Annotated in this window: 13 protein-coding genes, 1 tRNA gene and 1 other RNA gene; 13 read left to right on the top strand and 2 right to left on the bottom strand. The window is 70.7% G+C overall.

Annotated elements, in window-relative coordinates:
• Positions 1 to 473 precede the first annotated feature (473 nt).
• A tRNA-Ser gene (locus tag ACTWQI_RS05855) sits at positions 474 to 561 on the bottom strand.
• 96 nt (positions 562 to 657) lie between these two features.
• On the opposite strand from ACTWQI_RS05855, the gene ffs reads away from it, so the two are divergent.
• From ffs to ACTWQI_RS05805, 10 genes are all read left to right on the top strand, one after another.
• Positions 658 to 752: signal recognition particle sRNA small type (gene ffs, locus ACTWQI_RS05850), an RNA gene on the top strand.
• A gap of 105 nt (positions 753 to 857) precedes the next feature.
• Positions 858 to 3,362 carry a DNA polymerase III subunit gamma and tau gene (locus ACTWQI_RS05845; protein ID WP_443268102.1) on the top strand — a complete coding sequence of 835 codons (2,505 nt, stop codon included), beginning with the start codon at positions 858 to 860 and terminating at the stop codon, positions 3,360 to 3,362.
• A gap of 354 nt (positions 3,363 to 3,716) precedes the next feature.
• On the top strand, positions 3,717 to 4,052 hold the full coding sequence (locus ACTWQI_RS05840) for a YbaB/EbfC family nucleoid-associated protein (protein ID WP_443268100.1): 336 nt from the start codon (positions 3,717 to 3,719) through the stop codon (positions 4,050 to 4,052).
• A gap of 117 nt (positions 4,053 to 4,169) precedes the next feature.
• Entirely contained in the window at positions 4,170 to 4,769 is a 600-nt protein-coding gene (recR, locus tag ACTWQI_RS05835; protein ID WP_443268098.1) for a recombination mediator RecR, read from the top strand.
• Positions 4,762 to 5,439 (top strand): DUF5063 domain-containing protein, encoded by a 678-nt coding sequence (locus ACTWQI_RS05830; RefSeq protein WP_443268097.1) that lies wholly within the window; start codon positions 4,762 to 4,764, stop codon positions 5,437 to 5,439. Before recR ends, ACTWQI_RS05830 begins: the two co-directional genes overlap by 8 nt.
• Positions 5,440 to 5,782: 343 nt before the next feature.
• On the top strand, positions 5,783 to 7,069 hold the full coding sequence (locus ACTWQI_RS05825; protein ID WP_443268095.1) for an aspartate kinase: 1,287 nt from the start codon (positions 5,783 to 5,785) through the stop codon (positions 7,067 to 7,069).
• Positions 7,066 to 8,148 carry an aspartate-semialdehyde dehydrogenase gene (locus ACTWQI_RS05820; protein ID WP_443268093.1) on the top strand — a complete coding sequence of 361 codons (1,083 nt, stop codon included), beginning with the start codon at positions 7,066 to 7,068 and terminating at the stop codon, positions 8,146 to 8,148. Before ACTWQI_RS05825 ends, ACTWQI_RS05820 begins: the two co-directional genes overlap by 4 nt.
• Before the next feature lie 369 nt (positions 8,149 to 8,517).
• The gene (locus ACTWQI_RS05815; protein ID WP_443268091.1) at positions 8,518 to 9,093 is read left to right on the top strand and encodes a SigE family RNA polymerase sigma factor; all 576 of its coding nucleotides are present in this window, start codon (positions 8,518 to 8,520) and stop codon (positions 9,091 to 9,093) included.
• Positions 9,090 to 10,271: a hypothetical protein gene (locus tag ACTWQI_RS05810; protein ID WP_443268089.1), complete on the top strand. Its 1,182-nt coding sequence runs from the start codon at positions 9,090 to 9,092 to the stop codon at positions 10,269 to 10,271. Before ACTWQI_RS05815 ends, ACTWQI_RS05810 begins: the two co-directional genes overlap by 4 nt.
• A gap of 130 nt (positions 10,272 to 10,401) precedes the next feature.
• Positions 10,402 to 11,262: an SURF1 family protein gene (locus ACTWQI_RS05805; protein ID WP_443268088.1), complete on the top strand. Its 861-nt coding sequence runs from the start codon at positions 10,402 to 10,404 to the stop codon at positions 11,260 to 11,262.
• 32 nt (positions 11,263 to 11,294) lie between these two features.
• Here the strand turns inward: ACTWQI_RS05805 and ACTWQI_RS05800 are convergent, their stop codons facing one another.
• Positions 11,295 to 13,163, bottom strand: coding sequence for a prolyl oligopeptidase family serine peptidase (locus ACTWQI_RS05800; protein WP_443268086.1), 1,869 nt, complete (start codon positions 13,161 to 13,163; stop codon positions 11,295 to 11,297).
• A gap of 223 nt (positions 13,164 to 13,386) precedes the next feature.
• Between ACTWQI_RS05800 and ACTWQI_RS05795 the strand changes: the two genes are divergently transcribed.
• From ACTWQI_RS05795 to ACTWQI_RS05785, 3 genes are all read left to right on the top strand, one after another.
• Entirely contained in the window at positions 13,387 to 13,605 is a 219-nt protein-coding gene (locus ACTWQI_RS05795; RefSeq protein ID WP_443268085.1) for a hypothetical protein, read from the top strand.
• A gap of 97 nt (positions 13,606 to 13,702) precedes the next feature.
• Entirely contained in the window at positions 13,703 to 14,635 is a 933-nt protein-coding gene (locus tag ACTWQI_RS05790; RefSeq protein WP_443268083.1) for a class I SAM-dependent methyltransferase, read from the top strand.
• A gap of 332 nt (positions 14,636 to 14,967) precedes the next feature.
• On the top strand, positions 14,968 to 15,927 hold the full coding sequence (locus ACTWQI_RS05785; RefSeq protein WP_443268082.1) for a type III polyketide synthase: 960 nt from the start codon (positions 14,968 to 14,970) through the stop codon (positions 15,925 to 15,927).
• The last annotated feature ends 5 nt before the right edge of the window (positions 15,928 to 15,932 follow it).

The following is a 15,932-nucleotide window of genomic DNA, read 5'->3' as shown; positions in this document are numbered from 1 at the left end:
ACGCCCGCGCGAGCTGGTTCGCGGGGCAGGCGGGGATATGAGGACAGGGCCTGTCTAGGGAGCGGCAGCGGCGGTTACCGCGGCGACGACGGCCTGACCACCGGATTCGGGCTGGCGGCGCTGCTGCTGTCCCTGCCCAGAGGTGAGGCAATCGTCAAGGGGCTCGGGCCGGCGATCCGTACCGCGCCAGCGTCTCATTCTCGCGTCCATCCTCGCCCACACCGAGCACGTGCCTTACGCGGCTACAGCTCGTTTAGACAACGTGGGCACCCGGGCCTCGGCAGACTCCTCCGTGGCCCGGACCCCGCCGTCAGCCTGCCCGGTGGCCCTGGCCTTCTCGGTGGCCGTCGACGCTGGCTGCCCGCCGGTGTATGCCCGTCAGATCGCGGCAACTGCAACCGAAACTGCAACCACGGTGCGACGAAGGCCCCGACCGCTCAGCGGTCGGGGCCTTCGTTTCGGCTGTTCAGCCGTGGCGGAGGATACGAGATTCGAACTCGTGAGGGGTTGCCCCCAACACGCTTTCCAAGCGTGCGCCCTAGGCCTCTAGGCGAATCCTCCGCGGCAAACAATACAAGACGGCGAACAGTGCTCGCGAACTCGTTCCCAGGCTCCGCCCGGGGCGCCCCCACCCTCTCCGATCCGCTAAGGTGGGGGTCAGCCCCTCACGTGGCGCTATCTCACCGAACTCCCCCAGGGCCGGAAGGCAGCAAGGGTAAGTGGGCTCTGGTGGGTGCGTGAGGGGCCCTTTCGTGTCCGGGGTGCTCGGACGGGCCGCCCCGGTCGCCGAGGTCCGGAATCCTGGGCCCGGACCGCGGCCGGGCCGGTTGTCGGTGGGGGCCGATATCGTCGTAGGCGTGTCGTCCCTCGCGCTCTACCGCCGCTACCGTCCCGACACCTTCGCGGAGGTGATCGGGCAGGAGCATGTCACCGGTCCGCTGCAGCAGGCCCTGCGGAACAACCGGGTCAACCACGCCTATCTGTTCAGCGGCCCACGCGGCTGCGGCAAGACGACCAGCGCCCGCATCCTCGCCCGCTGCCTGAACTGCGTGCAGGGGCCGACACCCACGCCGTGCGGGGAGTGCCAGTCCTGCCGCGACCTCGCGCGGAACGGGCCCGGCTCGATCGATGTCATCGAGATCGACGCCGCGTCCCACGGTGGCGTGGACGACGCCCGTGAGCTGCGCGAAAAGGCCTTCTTCGGCCCGGCTTCCAGCCGCTACAAGATCTACATCATCGACGAGGCCCACATGGTCACCACGCAGGGCTTCAATGCCCTGCTGAAGGTGGTCGAGGAGCCGCCGGAGCATCTGAAGTTCATCTTCGCGACCACCGAGCCCGAGAAGGTCATCGGCACGATCCGCTCGCGCACCCACCACTACCCCTTCCGGCTCGTGCCCCCCGGGACGCTGCGCGACTATCTCGCCGACGTGTGCGAGCGCGAGGCCATCCCGGTCGAGGAGGGCGTGCTGCCGCTGGTGGTCCGGGCCGGCGCGGGCTCCGTACGTGACTCGATGTCGGTGATGGACCAGCTGCTGGCGGGCGCGGGCGAGGACGGCGTGACGTACGCGATGGCGACGGCGCTGCTCGGCTACACCGACGGGTCGCTGCTCGACGCGGTCGTCGACGCCTTCGCGGCGAGCGACGGAAGGGCCGCCTTCGAGGTCGTGGACCGGGTCATCGAGGGCGGCAACGACCCGCGGCGCTTCGTCGCCGACCTGCTGGAGCGGCTGCGCGACCTGGTGGTCCTCTCCGCCGTGCCGGACGCGGCGGAGAAGGGCCTGATCGACGCCCCGGCCGATGTGATCGAGCGCATGCAGGCCCAGGCGTCGCGCTTCGGCGCGGCCGAGCTCAGTCGGGCCGCGGATCTCGTGAACGAGGGTCTCACCGAGATGCGCGGTGCCACGGCACCTCGCCTGCAGCTGGAGCTGATCTGCGCGCGGGTGCTGCTGCCTGCCGCCTTCGACGACGAGCGCTCGGTTCAGGCGCGGCTCGAGCGCCTCGAGCGGGGCGCGGCGGCGGGCGGGCTCCCCGGGGCGGCGGGCCCTGCGATGGGTTACGTCCCGAGCCCGGACGCCCATGCCGTACGCCCCGGCCCGACCGGAGCGGCGGCTGCCCGCGCGGCTCTGCCAGGCCGGGGGAACGCGGGGACCGGGGGACCCGCAGAGGCCGGTGCCCCGCAGGCGCCCGCTGAGCCTCAGGCCTCGTCGCTCGCATCGGAGGGTCCGGACGCCGGACGGTCCCCGACTGCGCAGCCGGGCGCCGATGCCGCAGCCTCGGCCCAGCCCGGCGGTGCGGCCCTGGAGGGCGGCTCCGCACAGACTGCCGGTGGCCCACCCGACGTGTCCGCCGAGGGCGGGAGTGCAGAGGAGCAACGGCCCGGAACCTGGCCCGCCGGTGCTCAGCCCAAGGCCGCGGGCGGCGCCGCACCGCAGGCGAGGACGGCTCAGCCCGACGCCTCGGGAGATGCCGGCTCGGCTGCTCCTTCCCGGCCGGGCGCGTGGCCGACCGGGACCACGGGAACCGCTCGCGGGCAGGGCGGCGCCCCGCAGCCCGGTGCGGGAGCCGGTCTCGAGGGAGCTGGCGCGCAACGGCGTACGGGCACGGGATCTCAGCCAGGTGGCCAGGGCATGGGCGAGGCTCCACCCCATCGACCGGGCGACTGGCCAGAGGGTGGACGACAGCCGGGTTCCTCCGGTGCGGCGGCGCAAGCGGCCCCCGCCGCTCCTGCCGCCGCTCCCGGTACGGCGCAGGGCGCGGCCGGCATGGTGCAGGGTGCGGCGCAGATCCGGCAGATGTGGCCGGACATCCTCGAGGAGGTCAAGAACCGGCGCCGCTTCACGTGGATCCTGCTCAGCCAGAACGCCCAGGTCGCCGGTTTCGACGGCACCACGCTCCGGCTCGGCTTCTCCAACGCCGGGGCCCGCGACAGCTTCGTCGGCGGCGGAAGCGAGGACGTGCTGCGGCAGGCGCTCAGCGACCGCTTCGGGGTGCAGTGGAAGGTCGAGGCAGTCGTCGACCCGTCGGGAGGCGGGGGAGCGCCGGGCGGTCAGTCCGGGCCGGGCTTCGGCGGCGGCTCGGGCGGCTCACGACCGTCCGCTCCCCGTCCCGCCCCGCAGGCCCCGTCGCCGGCGCGGCCGACCGGGCCCGCACCGGCTGCTCCCTCCCAGTCCTCGCCCACTCCGCGGCCTTCCGCGCCGGACGCACGGGCGAACCGCGGGCCGGTGCCTTCGGCGCCGGTCGCCCTCGAGGACGACATGCCGGCCGAGGACGACCCGGACCTCGACGACACGGCTCTGAGCGGCCACGATCTGATCGTCCGAGAGCTCGGCGCGACGGTCGTCGAGGAGTACAACGAATAACAGCCCGCGCCCGCCGGGCCCCGTCACTTCGGCATACGCGGAGCGCGCATCCGCTGATACGTCGCGTGGCCACGGTCGGCGAAGTGCGGTATCCGGGAGCCGCCCCCACCAGCGGTCGGGAGGGCTCGCCTTGGGGAATGGAACGCGACGGCTCCCGCGCGGCGCCGGGCCGCGGCGAACGATCCGCCCGGTGCGGAGCCCGCTGACCTTGTACGCGCGAGCGGCGTCCGCTGCGCACGAGCTGCGCCCGCGGCCCGAGCGAATCCGGTCATTCGTGCGGCGTAGGGCGCGGCGTCCTCCGAACCCGTAGGCTCGGGCTACTGAAGAAAGTCGTCGAATGCCAGGAGCGAAGCCGTGATTCCCGGTGGTGGGCAGCCCAATATGCAGCAGCTGCTTCAGCAGGCCCAGAAGATGCAGCAGGACTTGGCCGCGGCACAGCAGGAACTGGCGGAGAGCTCGGTCGAGGGCTCCTCGGGCGGCGGACTCGTCAAGGCCACGGTGACTGGGTCCGGGGAGCTCCAGGGCCTGGTCATCGACCCCAAGGCCGTGGATCCTGAGGACACGGAGACCCTCGCGGATCTGATCCTGGCGGCCGTACGGGACGCGAACAGCGCCGCGCAGGAGCTCCAGCAACAGAAGCTCGGCCCGCTGGCACAGGGCCTCGGCGGCATGCCGGGCATGCCCTTCTGAGCTGCCCGGTCCGGCGGTCGGGCCGGTGCCGACCCATTGACAGGCTGGTCCTTCATCTGCTCCTTAGGGTGGATCAACTAGCGTACGTAGCAGGAAAGAAGAAGGAGACGGCGTTCCGTGTACGAAGGCGTGGTCCAGGACCTGATCGACGAGCTGGGCAGGCTGCCCGGCGTCGGTCCCAAGAGCGCGCAGCGGATCGCCTTCCACATCCTCCAGGCCGAGCCGGCCGACGTCCGCCGGCTCGCCCACGCCCTGACCGAGGTCAAGGCCAAGGTCCGATTCTGTGCCGTCTGCGGAAACGTTGCGCAGGAGGAGCAGTGCCGGGTCTGCCAGGACCCGCGCCGCGACCCGGCGGTCATCTGTGTTGTGGAGGAGCCGAAGGACGTCGTCGCGATCGAGCGGACCCGTGAGTTCCGCGGCCGCTACCACGTGCTCGGCGGGGCCATCAGTCCCATCGAAGGCGTGGGGCCGGACGACCTGCGGATCAGGGAGCTGCTGGCCCGGCTCGCCGACGGCACCGTCACCGAGCTGATCCTCGCCACCGATCCGAACCTCGAGGGGGAGGCCACCGCCACCTACCTCGCCCGTATGGTCAAGCCCATGGGTCTGAAGGTCACGCGACTGGCCAGTGGCCTCCCCGTCGGGGGAGACCTGGAGTACGCGGACGAGGTCACGCTGGGCCGTGCCTTCGAAGGGAGACGACTTCTCGATGTCTGACGCCACGCTCCACGACGCCAAGCAGGACCCGGACGACTTCGCCGTACAGATCGCCGACCAGGTCGAGAGCTTCATCGTCGCCGTCACGGAAGTGGCCAAGGGCGACGAGCCGGGCAGCGCCATCCCGTACCTCCTGCTGGAGGTGTCCCAGCTGCTCCTCGCGGGCGGCCGGCTGGGCGCGCACGAGGACATCGTTCCGGAGGAGCGCTACGAGACGGACGCCGGTCCGGAGCCCGACGATGTCGACGAGCTGCGGGAGCGGTTCGCCGCGCTGCTCGACCCGGCGGATGTCTACTCCGAGGTCTTCGATCCGTACGTCCCGCGCAGCGTTCCCGTCCCCTGCCGGATCTCCGACGATCTCGCCGACATCATCACCGACCTGCGGCACGGCATGGCCCACTACCGCGCGGGCCGGATCACCGAAGCCCTGTGGTGGTGGCAGTTCTCCTACTTCTCCAACTGGGGTCCGACCGCGTCCGCCGCGCTCCGTGCCCTCCAGTCGCTGCTGGCCCACATCCGTACGGAGAGCCCGCTGGAGGAGCTGGACGGCCTGGACACCGACGCGGAGGCGGCCTCGGACGACGGGGTGCTGGAGGAGGAGGCGGGCCGGGTGATGGCCGAGGAGATTGCCGCCCCGCTGGGCCTGCGTCCGGTCCGGGCACGTCGCTGAGCCTCGGTCCGCGTATGCCGCCGACCGCTGGGACCGGGAGCAGTCCTGCCCGGTCACTGGAGACGGGTCTACCGGAGAGGCGATCACCGGGTCCGGGAACGCGGGCTCGATGGCGTCCGGTTTTGTGAGCTGGATTACGTTCCTGTGTGCGCCGCGTGTCAGCGGGCAGGGGCCATCCCGGAGCGGGCACGGCAGCTGAATGCCCCTCTCGGTGATCACGAAGTGAGCCACGCGTCTCACGATGTGATATTGGGATGGCTGATTCTGCCTGCTCGTTAGACTGAGCCGACCGAAGGGTCCCGCTTCGGGACCCCCCGGAAAGACAGAGTTGCGAGGAGCGCACGTGGGCCTTGTCGTGCAGAAGTACGGCGGCTCCTCCGTTGCGGATGCCGATGGCATCAAGCGCGTCGCCAAGCGAATCGTCGAAGCCAAGCAGAGCGGCCACCAGGTGGTCGTCGTGGTGTCGGCGATGGGTGACACGACGGACGAGCTGATCGATCTCGCCGAGCAGGTATCCCCCATTCCTGCAGGGCGGGAGTTCGACATGCTGCTGACCGCCGGAGAGCGAATCTCCATGGCGCTGCTGGCGATGGCGATCAAAAACCTCGGACACGAGGCACAGTCGTTCACCGGCAGCCAGGCGGGAGTCATCACCGACTCCGTCCACAACAAAGCGCGGATCATCGACGTCACGCCGGGCCGGATCAGAACGGCGCTGGACGAGGGCAACATCGCCATCGTCGCCGGCTTCCAGGGTGTGTCCCACGACAAGAAGGACATCACCACCCTGGGCCGCGGCGGATCCGACACCACCGCGGTGGCCCTGGCTGCGGCGCTGGAAGCCGAGGTCTGTGAGATCTACACCGACGTCGACGGGGTCTTCACCGCCGACCCGCGGGTCGTGAAGAAGGCCCGCAAGATCGAGTGGATCTCGTTCGAGGACATGCTGGAGCTGGCCAGCTCCGGCTCCAAGGTGCTGCTGCACCGCTGCGTCGAGTACGCACGCCGATACACCATTCCGATCCACGTCCGGTCGTCGTTCTCCGGCCTCCGGGGCACGTGGGTCAGCAACCACCCGCACAAGGCGCACGATCAAGGGGACCGGCCGATGGAGCAGGCGATCATCTCGGGCGTTGCCCACGACACATCCGAGGCCAAGGTCACGGTCGTCGGAGTGCCGGACAAGCCGGGCGAGGCGGCGCTGATCTTCCGCGCGATCGCGGACGCCGACATCAACATCGACATGGTCGTGCAGAACGTCTCGGCCGCGTCCACCGGTCTGACCGACATCTCCTTCACCCTGCCGAAGACCGAGGGCCACAAGGCCATCGAGGCGCTGGAGAAGGCGAAGTCGGCCGTCGGCTTCGAGTCGCTGCGCTACGACGACCAGATCGCCAAGATCTCGCTGGTCGGCGCGGGCATGAAGACCAACCCGGGCGTCACCGCGGCCTTCTTCGAGGCCCTCTCCGGTGCGGGGGTCAACATCGAGTTGATCTCCACCTCGGAGATTCGTATCTCCGTGGTCACCCGCGCCGAGGACGTGGGGGAGGCCGTCCGCGCGGTGCACACCGCCTTCGGCCTGGACAGCGACAGCGACGAGGCCGTCGTGTATGGAGGTACGGGCCGATGACCGCCGCGGGCGTCGCAGGCTCGGTGGGCCGCAAGCCCACGCTGGCCGTCGTCGGCGCAACCGGCGCGGTCGGCACCGTCATGCTCGGCATCCTCTCGGAGCGCGCCGACATCTGGGGCGAGATCCGTCTCATCGCCTCGCCCCGCTCGGCGGGCAAGAAGCTCACCGTGCGCGGCGAGGAGGTGGAGGTCGTCGCGCTGAGCGAGGAGGCCTTCGAAGGCGTCGACATCGCGATGTTCGACGTGCCGGACGGGGTCTCGGCGCAGTGGGCGCCGATCGCTGCCGCCAAGGGCGCGGTCGCGGTCGACAACTCCGGTGCCTTCCGGATGGATCCGGACGTCCCGCTGGTCGTCCCGGAGGTGAACGCGCACGCCGCCCGGGTCCGTCCGCGCGGCATCATCTCCAACCCCAACTGCACGACCCTCTCGATGATCGTCGCGCTGGGCGCGCTGCACGCCGAGTTCGAGCTGAGCGAGCTGATCGTCTCCTCGTACCAGGCGGTCTCCGGCTCGGGCAAGGAGGGCATCGACACCCTCCGCGACCAGCTCGCCAAGGTCAGCGGCACGGAGCTGGGGATCCAGCCCGGGGATGTGCGCCGTACGGTCGGCGAGCTCGGCCCGTACCCGGCGCCCATCGCCCTGAACGTGGTGCCGTTCGCGGGCTCGTTGAAGGACGACGGCTGGACCTCGGAGGAGCTGAAGGTCCGTAACGAGTCCCGCAAGATCCTGGGGCTTCCGGACCTGCGGGTCACCGCCACCTGCGTACGCGTTCCGGTGATCACCACGCACTCGCTGACTGTGCACGCGCGGTTCGAGAACGAGGTGACGGTGGCGAAGGCGCACGAGATTCTGGCGGGCGCCCCGGGCGTGGTGCTGTACGACAACCCGGCCGAGGGGGAGTTCCCGACGCCCGCGGATGTCGTCGGCACGGACCCGACCTGGGTGGGCCGGGTGCGGCGATCGCTGGACGACCCGCGCGCGCTCGAGCTCTTCGTCTGCGGCGACAACCTGCGCAAGGGAGCCGCGCTGAACACCGCTCAGATCGCGGAACTCGTCGCGGCCGAGCTCACCGCTGCCTAGCGGGAAAGTCCGTCGCTGCGCGGCACCTGTGAAGATCGTGTGAGCAAGTCGGTAGTCCATTCCGCTTGAAGTGGACCACCAATCTGTTCGACGATTCGCTCCCCGCCCTTCTGCAACCGGCAGTCGGGTGGGGAGCGTCTTTGCTGCTGTCTCTCTGAGTCGCTGCGACAAAGGGGCATGTGGGGAGAGAAAAACGGTGCGCATGGGTGTAAATGGATCGCCGGTGAAGCTGCTGGCTCACGCGTACAACCTTGACGGGGGGAAGCGTGTCCAACAGGCGTGGCAGAGGTACTCGGGATTGGCATTTCGGCGACTTACGGGAGCGGCGCAGCGGTTCTGCGTCCGCTCCGTCCCTGCGCGACCGGTGGCATGCCGGTGATCGCGCCCATGCCCGCAACGCGCCCCGGCCGCATACCGTCGCAGCGCGAGGGCGTTGACGAGTCGATGGCAGCGGGCACCACGGTCGATCACCTGACGGAGACCTACCGCGCTCACTACCGGTCGCTGCTCGGTCTTGCCGCGCTGCTGCTCGACGACACCGCTTCGTGCGAGGACGTCGTACAGGAGGCGTTCATCCGCGTGCACTCCGCGCGGAACCGGGTCCGCGACCCTGAGAAGACCCTCGCCTATCTGCGGCAGACGGTCGTCAACCTGTCCCGCTCCGCGCTGCGCCGCCGGATCCTCGGGCTGAAGCTGCTCTCGAAGCCGATGCCCGACATGGCGAGCGCCGAGGAGGGGGCGTACGAGCAGCTGGAGCGCGACCACTTGATCAAGGCGATGCGTGGTTTGCAGCGTCGGCAGCGCGAGGTCCTCGTGCTGCGCTACTTCGCCGACATGACCGAGGCTCAGGTGGCCGAGACCCTCGGTATCTCGCTCGGCTCGGTGAAGGCGTACGGGTCGCGGGGGATCGCGGCGCTTCGCGTCGCCATGGAGGCCCCGGCATGAGCAAGAAGAACTACGGACCGGAAGGGCCGCACGGCCAGGAGGGCCTGGGCGGGCCTGAGGGCCAGGAGTGGCGCAACGGCGCGGCCGCACAGGACGGCCAGGGTGGCCAAGGCGGCTCCGGCGCTCAGGGGAGCCCGGACCTGCTGGACGTTCTCCGGGGTTCCGACTCCCCGGACGGGCCGCCCATGAGCGAAGAATCGCTGCGGCGGCTGCTGCACACGGTGGTGGACGACATCGAGCCGGCACCCGGCAGCCTCGAGCACCTGCGGCGTGCCGTGCCCGCTCGGCGCACGCGCAAGCGGCAGGCGCTGGTCGGGGCGGCGGCAGCGGTGCTGTTGGTCGGCACCGCCGTACCAGCAGCGGTGCACGTTGCGCAGAGCAGCGGTGCGGGCGAGGACCGGCACGCCATCGCGGGGCACGGTGAGCGCGCGCAGGGCGGAGTCTCCGGTGGTGCCGAGGCCCAGGGCAAGGGCGACACGAAGGACCACAAGCCGTCCGACAAGGCCACCGGCAGCGGCAAGAGGGGCGGCGAGGGCGGCAAGAAGGGCGGCGAATCCGGCAAACCGGGCGGCGGTGCGGTCGGCGGCGTCGACCCGGCCGAGTCCATGGCCGCCACCTCGCCCGCTTGCACGCGGGGCCAGCTCGGCGGTGGCACGGCCTCGTCCGAGACCATGGACGGCTCCAGCACGGTCTACGGATCCTTCCAGGTGACCAACGTCTCCGGCGCCACCTGCGCGGTCGACGACGGGGGCCTGGTCTTCGCCACCGCGCAGGGCAGCGCCGACGAGGGCCGGGTCCAGGTGGTCGACCACACCGCGGGCGATCCGGCGACCGAGCTGCCCGACCCGGCCACCCAGCCGCAGCAGGTGATCCTCCGGCCCGGCGCCGCGTACGAGGTCAAGTTCGCCTGGATCCCCGCCGAGGGCGGTTCCGGTGGCTGTCCGAGCCCCGGCGCCTCGCCCGATCCGGGAGACTCCGGGGGCACGAGCAGTACGGGGGAGCCGGGCACCGCCGAGGCCGCCTCACCCCAGGCGGCCGCCGAGGACCCGGGAACCCAGTCTGCCGGCAGCGTCGCGCTCAGCCACACCCCGAAGGCCGGTGGACCGGCGGCAGCGGGGGCGACGATCACCAACACCTGCGCGGGCACGCTGTATCGCACCGGAGCCTTCGCGGCCTAAACCCGATCGCCCCGCCTCGGCCCACATTCCCGCCTTCGGCCTCTCGGCGGCTGCGGGCGGGCCGGCGTCGTCGGCGGGCAGGCCGTACCCCGGCGGGGGCATCCCGTCCCGGGGCCCGTACCGTGATGGTGTGTACCGGTTCCTGCTGACGCCCCGCTGGTGGGGTATCAACCTCTTCGTCGTGCTCGGCGTGCCGTTCTGCCTCTTCATGGGCACGTGGCAGCTCGGCCGCTTCGAGGCGCGGGTCGAGTCCCACCAGGCGCAGCAGCGGGACAGCCGGGACCACACACGGGCGGTAGCCGAGCCACTGGCCGATCTGCTGCCCGTCACCCAGGAGACGTCGGGCCGTACCGCCACCGCGACCGGCCGCTACGACCACGAGCGTCAACTGCTCGTCCCCGACCGCAGCTTGGACGACCGGCGCGGCTATTACGTCCTCACCCTGCTGCGTACGGACGGCGGCAGGGCGCTGCCGGTCGTCCGCGGCTGGCTGCCCGGCGATGCCGACACCGCCCGCCCGGACCGCGTCCCCGCCCCGCCGCGCGGCGAAGTCACCGTACGCGGAGCACTCCAGGCCTCCGAGAGCCAGGGCGCCGCCGGGGTCGGGGCAGGCGGAGGACTGCCTGACGGTCAGCTCGCCATGATCAGCGCGGCGTCACTCGTCAATCTCGTGCCGTACCCCGTGTACGACGCGTGGATCACCCTTCCTGAGGGTGAGACGTCAGGCGCCCTGCGCCCGGTCCCCCCGGCGGCGGCCGAGGGCACCGGACTGGACCTCAAGGCCTTCCAGAACCTCGGCTACACCGGAGAGTGGTTCGTCTTCGCGGGCTTCGTGCTCTTCATGTGGTTCCGCCTCTTCCGCCGGGAGGCGGAGACCCAGCGCGATCTGGCCCTGGGCCTCCCACCGGAGCGTACGGAGCTCGCCGCACCGCGGCCTGGAGAGCCGAGGTCCGCCGCCGACCCCGAGGAGACGGTCGGCGCTGATCGCTGACCGCCCGCCCCGAAGTCCGCCACCCTTACCGCTCAGCCGCCGTGCGGCGCCTTCGGCTTCAAGTGCCGCTCCGCGAAGGCTATCTCCAGCCGCAGCTGCTTGATCCGCTCCTCGACGACCAGCGATCCGTGCCCCGCGTCGTACCGGTACACCTCGTGCGTCACTCCCCTCTGCTCAAGCCGCCGGACGTAGTTCTCCACCTGCCGTATGGGACAGCGTGGATCGTTCACGCCCGCCGAGATGTAGACCGGTGCCCTCACCTGGTCGACGTAGGTCAGTGGCGAGGACGCCTCGAAACGCTCCGGGACCTCCTCCGGGGACCCGCCGAGCAGCGTCCGGTCCATGGCCTTCAGCGCCTCCATCTCGTCGTGGTAGGCGGTCACATAGTCCGCCACCGGCACGGCCGCTACGCCGAGCGCCCAGGCCTCCGGCTGCGTGCCCAGCCCCAGCAGCGTCAGATAGCCGCCCCACGAGCCGCCTGCCAGCACCAGACGCTCCGGGTCGGCGAGCCCGGAGTCCACCGCCCATTCCCGCACCGCCGCGATGTCCTCGAGCTCGATCAGCCCGACCCGGTGCTTCAGCGCGTCCGTCCACTCCCGGCCGTACCCGGTCGAGCCGCGGTAGTTGACCCGTACGACCGCGAAGCCGTGGTCCACCCAGGCAGCCGGCCCGGCGGCGAAGGCGTCGCCGTCGTGCCAGGTCGGCCCGCCATGGATGTCGAAGACGGTGGGGAACGGGCCGTCTCCTTCCGGCTGCTGCACCAACGCGTGGATCCGGCCGCCCGGGCCCTCCACCCACGCGTCCGTCACCGGTACGGACTGCGGGGCCTTCAGCACAGCGGCCCCACCGGAGGCCCCGGCGGGAGGTTCCAGAACCGTCCGTCCCGTCGTCGACCGGACCATCGGCGGCAGGGCCGACGAGGACCACAGGAACTCCACCGTCCCGTCCGGACGTGCCGTCGCCCCCGACACCGTCCCGGTCGGCGTCTCCAGCCGCACCAGCTCGCCGGAGCCCAGGTCGTACCGCCACAGCTCGCTGCGCGCCCGATGGCTGTGCTCGACCAGCAGCGCCGACCCGTCCGGATACCAGTCCGCGACGACCTCGCCGGGCAGGTCGATGGCGAGCGCCGTCTCCTCGCCCGTCAGCGGGTCCCAGATCATCGGCTCCCAGCGCCCGCTGCGCTGGTGCCCGACCAGCATCCGCGAGTCCGCCTCGACCGGCACGAAGCCCAGGCAGGACAGGCCCAGCTCCAGCGTCCCGCCCTTGGTGTCATCGAGCTCCGCGACGACGCTGCCGTCGGCCCGCACGACCCGCAGCGCCGAGTGCATCGCGTCACCGTGTTCGGTGTGCTCGATCGCGATCAGCGCGGAGTCGTACGACAGATCGCCCACGCCCGCCGACTCCCGGTGCCGGTAGATCTCCACGGGCGTGCCGCCGTCGGGCCGCACGACATGGATGGTCGACCCTTCCTCGTCCGTGGACCGTCCGACGACCACCGTGCCGTCCCGCCCGAGTGCCAGCCCGGCCGGATACGAGGGGTCGAGCCCCGGAGTCGCAGGCTCGTCCGCCCGGGTTTCTGCCTTCCTTTCGCCCCAGCCGAAGAACGGCTGCCGCATCCATATCCCGAATTCGTCCCCATCGGTGTCGCTGAACCACCAGATCCACTCGCCGTCCGGGGACAGCACACCGTCCGTCGTGCCGTTCGGCCGGTCCGTCACCTGCCGCTGTGCCCCCGTCGCGCGGTCCCAGGCGTAGAGCTCGTACGTCCCCGACGCATTCGACACGAACAGTGACCGGTCCGGTGCATCCTCCGCCCAGTCCGGGAGCCCGACCCGCGGTGCCCTGAAGCGCTTCTCCCAGTCCGGCATGGACCCTGCGGGCCCCGTGGTCTCGTCAGTCATGGCCCCCATTCTGCGGGGAACCGCGGACACCCCGGTGCTGAGGCCCCGGAACCTGTGGATAACCTCCACACCCGGGACCCCCGCGCACCGCTGACGTACTCCCTCCGCGCGATGAGCCGCTGCATCCCAGCAGGTCGGACTGCGGGCGAGCGCAGATCAAGCGATGATCTTCGGCAAGTGAGAACCTGAGATCAGGGGAGTCCTCCTCCGGGGAGTGAGCCCGATGGGAACCAGCATGCACGTGGTCTGGAGCAAGAAGCAGCCCGGCCAGGTCGTCTACGAGACGCACAAGATCGTGACGGCCGAGGGTGAGGCGGTGGTCAGGAGCCGCCGACACGAGGTACCCATCCGTAGCCGGGCGCACGCGGCCGAGGTCGCGGCGGAGAAGGGCTACGAGCTGTTCGGGCAGGGCGAGGCGTGGGACAGCTTGCCTGAGAAATAGTCACACGAAGTACACCGCGGGTACGACCCGGCGATGCCTTCCGGCCCCTAGGGTGGCGGCCACTTCCGCTCGTCACCCCGGCCACCGAGGACAGCATATGAAGGCATCCCTCGCCCCAGCCCGTGCAGAGCAGCGCCCCCGTCGGTTCGGGGACGTCCAGGGGTGGTTCCCCAGTCTCGATCAGGTGCTCTTCGCGTGGTTCCTCTCCCGGCAGGAACGCCTCGGAGAGCGTGGTGACCTCCTCGAGATGGGCGTCTACATGGGCAAGAGCGCCATCTTCACCGGCAGCTTCCTCAATGCGGGCGAGCGTTTCACGGTCTGCGATCTCTTCGACGGCCCGGCCCCGGACCAGCAGAACGCGGCGGAGGCCCGGAAGTCGTACGCGTCACTCACACGCGTCGCCTTCGAGCAGAACTACCTGGCGTTCCACGACGAGCTGCCGCGCGTCGTCCAGGGCCCCACCTCCGACCTGCCGCCGCTGATCTCCGCGGCCACCTGCAGGTTCGTACACGTCGACGCCTCGCATCTCTACGAGCACGTGGCGGGCGACATCGAGACCGCTCGCAAGGCCCTGCTGCCGGGAAGCGTGGTCGTCCTGGACGACTTCCGCTCCGAGCACACGCCGGGCGTGGCCGCCGCCGCATGGGAGGCGGTGTTCAACGGCGGACTGCGGCCGATCTGTCTGAGCACGCAGAAGCTCTACGGCACCTGGGGAGATCCGGAACCGCTGCAGGACGAGCTGTTGGCGGAGGCGCGGGAGCGCGGCGACATCAAGATCAGCGTGCAGGAGATAGCCGGCCAGCGCATCCTGCGCTTCTCGGGCCGCCCCAAGGCCCCGGCGGTGCCGGATTCCCGCTTCGCCGACGATCCGGTGGTGGCTGCCGAGGCACCGGGCCGCGCCGATCCCGAACCGCATCGGCGGCCGAAGGCATTCGCTTCGCTGTCCGCCCGGCGCCTGGCCGCCGACTTCCTCCCGCCGATCATCACCCGCGCGATTCGCCGACGCCGCGCTTCCCGTCGAAGCCGGTGATGGGCATGTGACAGGCAGGAGCCCGCAGCTTTCGCAGAAAGGCCCGGTTCCAGAACCGGGCCTTTCTGCGGTCAGCGGAACCGGGTGGCTCACTGCCTTCAGCAGGGAGTGCGCACTGCGTCAGCTCCGCAGCTCGCCGCAAACCGCGTGGTTGAGGGCCTGTCACCCGATTGGGTGCGGGAATATGCCCACAATAATGGCCATATTGCGAATATGTAACCATGGATGACGCACCGACGGCGCGCATTACCGGGTTCGGAGTGGCTCTACCCCTGATATCGCAGAGTCAGCAGGAGATCCCCGAGTGCTTGCTGCCGGACGATCATCCCAAGATGCCGTTCCTGCAGAAGGTCGTCGCGCACTCCGGTATCGCGCGACGCCACCTGGCGGTGAGCCCGGCGATGGAAGACGTGACGCAGTGGTCCACCGGGACCCGGATGCGTCGCTACGCCCAAGAGGCGCTGCCGTTGAGCAAGGACGCCGTCGTCTCCGCCCTCGATCCAACCGGTGTCGATCCAGCCGACGTCGGGCTGCTGTGCCTGGTGTCGTCAACCGGCTATGCAGCACCCGGCGTTGACACTCGTCTCGCTCGGGACATCGGCATGTCGTCGGACGTGGAGCGGCTCTCGGTGGGGCACATGGGGTGCTTCGCCGCCCTTCCCGCCCTGGCCGCCTGCGCCAACTTCGTCCGCTGCCACCAGCGGCCCGCGGTGATGCTGAACGCGGAACTGTCGTCCCTGCACCTGCAGCCGCCCCCCTGGGACAACGGCCAGCTGGTGGTGAACTCACTGTTCGGCGACGCGATGACGGCCGCGGTCATCCAGCCGGGGACGAACGGCAGCGGCGCCGGTCCCGGGCTCGACGTGCTGGCCATCGCCGCACGCACCGACACCGAGCACGAGGACTACATGTCGTGGAACGTGGGCGACCACGGCTTCCGCATGGGTCTGTCTCCGCAGGTGCCCGAGGTGCTCGCCGACCACCTCCCGGCCATGACGCGGGACCTGCTGTCCCCGTACGGCATCGAGTTCGCCGACGTGCGGTGGTGGGCGGTGCACCCGGGAGGGCCTGGCATCGTCGACGCGGTCGAACAGTGCCTCGGTCTCAGCCGCGCCGACGTCGCCATCTCCCGGCAGGTGCTGCGCGACCACGGGAACTGCGCGTCCGCGGGCCTCGTTCTGGTGATGGATGCGCTGCAGAACAGCACCCCCCTGGAGCCGGGGCAGTTCGGTGTGGGCATGGCGTTCGGCCCCGGGCTGACCCTTTACACCGCCCTGCTGCGGGGGGCGTGAGCGAC

The organism is Streptomyces sp. KR80, from assembly GCF_052245555.1.
Lineage (GTDB): Bacteria > Actinomycetota > Actinomycetes > Streptomycetales > Streptomycetaceae > Streptomyces.
This window is presented reverse-complemented; position numbering and strand designations above follow the sequence as displayed.